General features: G+C 36.7%; 2 protein-coding genes. Both read right to left on the bottom strand.

Features of this window, described 5'->3' with window-relative positions:
* Positions 1-1,493 (bottom strand): hypothetical protein (locus K6G87_RS13265; RefSeq protein ID WP_296838203.1); only part of this gene is annotated, 1,493 nt, incomplete at its 3' end.
* 192 nt (positions 1,494-1,685) lie between these two features.
* Entirely contained in the window at positions 1,686-1,982 is a 297-nt protein-coding gene (locus tag K6G87_RS13260; protein WP_296838200.1) for a hypothetical protein, read from the bottom strand.
* Between the last annotated feature and the right edge of the window lie 25 nt (positions 1,983-2,007).

Below are 2,007 nucleotides of genomic sequence, written 5' to 3'. Positions count from 1 at the left end.
CCTGAAGATGATACTTCAAGTCTTGCAAACCTTGCAGAGGAATCATAGATTGTATATATAGCAATAGAATGATTATCAAGAATATCTTCTATTACAGGAATGGACTCAGCAAAGATAAGCTCGGATCTTGACTGATTAAGCTTGGTTACAACATCAAATATACGTCCAAATCCCTGCTTGGAAAGAGTAAGATTCTGCTTATATTCATTTTTGTACGTAAGGGCTTCCTGATACAGATCAGATACAAATTCATTCTCATGCGCAAGCTTTTTATTTTCATCACGTACAAATTTGGACTCATCTTCTTTAATCTGACGAGTATAGCCACAGATTGCGGCTGTTATATAGAACAAAATAAAGGGAACCCAGTTACCCGGATCATAAAACAGCATGAGCCATTCTGTTCCATTCCTATAGTAAGCATAGGCAAGTGATACCAGCATAAGTGTTGCAGAGAAAAAGCCTGCTGTAGATCCCCATACAGTCGACATTATTACAATAAACAAAAGTCTGTAATCAATAAGTCTGAACTGCACACTTGACCTTGATAATCTTACTGCCAGTTCAACAAGAAAAGACCCAAGGATAAGCTCTGCGATCATTAAAAGTTTTTGAGGAAGATGGATTTTGGCTCTGAGTTTTTCAAAATATCCAGCTCTATGACTTTCTTTTTCCTTAAATTCCTCGTACAGCTGAGGTACCATATCAGAAGTTTTAGAAAGAGCAATCCAGCCATAACGCTCTCTTGCAATCTTCTCATGAGGATCAAGGTAGTTATCTGCGCCACCTTCAGGCACAGAAATATCCGCATCAGGAATAAGACTTTTCAATACAGACACAAGATCATCAACAGTCTCATAACCTGAAGGAAGAAGATGTATGGATTCATTAACATCTCTCCAGTCATCAAGAAGTCTGAACATAAATGTAGAAAAGTCTTCATTACTTATGAACATGAGCCTTGATCCACCGGTTTTATCAATAGTAACTGTCTGTCCTTTTTTGATATCTCTGAACAGCCCTGTAAAGAAGCCTCCTTCATGAAGGTGTCCGACTATACCGGGACTATAGATTATCTTAAGAGTAAAATGATAAGTATCTCTATAATACTCAAGGAGCTTCCTTATACCATCAAGCAATATGCCCTTATCGCTGTTTTCCTCTTCTTCTGAAAGATAAGGGGCTATAAATATAAACTGTCTTAATTTGATCTGTCTAAGCATAGACAATATTGCATTTAATCTGTATATTTCATCTGTTGGTGTAAACCCCGGTTCTGTATAGCGCGACCAGAAAATTACTCTTTCAAATGCATATGTCAAAAAGAGTCTTTTGAATCTGTCATCAAGTGGGGATATAGGTATCCATCTGATATGACCTTCTTTTCTTGGAGTCACTGATGGATCGGCAATTATAACTGTATTATCTCCGAATATTTTTTTTATACTTTTATCAGATATTGCATTTGCGTTTCCAGTAAGTAAAGTATCCATTGTCTACCTTTCATTTAGTATATATACAAATACTTTATAAAACTGCAATCAAAAAAGTCGAAAAAATAGTATTCACTATTATTTCGGCTTATAAACAATAATGTTTAGTTTTAACTTACGTCCATGGCGCGCAAAAAGAGCAACCAAATATTTTGGTTGCTCTAAAAAGTTCTTATGCTAAGCTTAATCTGTTTAGCTTAATCCATGCAGCTTTCCAACCTTTTCAAAAAGATCATTGCCGTCAAGGTTTAAAATGCTATGGAAAGCTCCAAATTCCTCAAGTGTGAGATCATAATCTCCGCTGTAGAAATCCTCTACACACTCAGGTGTCATATCAACACCATATTTGGAAAGTACTTCAACTACCTTCTGCGGTGTATCAAGTCCTATGCTGTCACAGTAGCCTTTGATGACGATACCAAGATCTCCCATACCGTTAACTTTGGTCTGTGCTACTCTCTGCTCTTTCTTTTCAAAAATTGTCGACATCCTTATTCCCCCTTTTCATCCTTGG

The organism is Butyrivibrio sp., from assembly GCF_024699075.1.
This window is presented reverse-complemented; position numbering and strand designations above follow the sequence as displayed.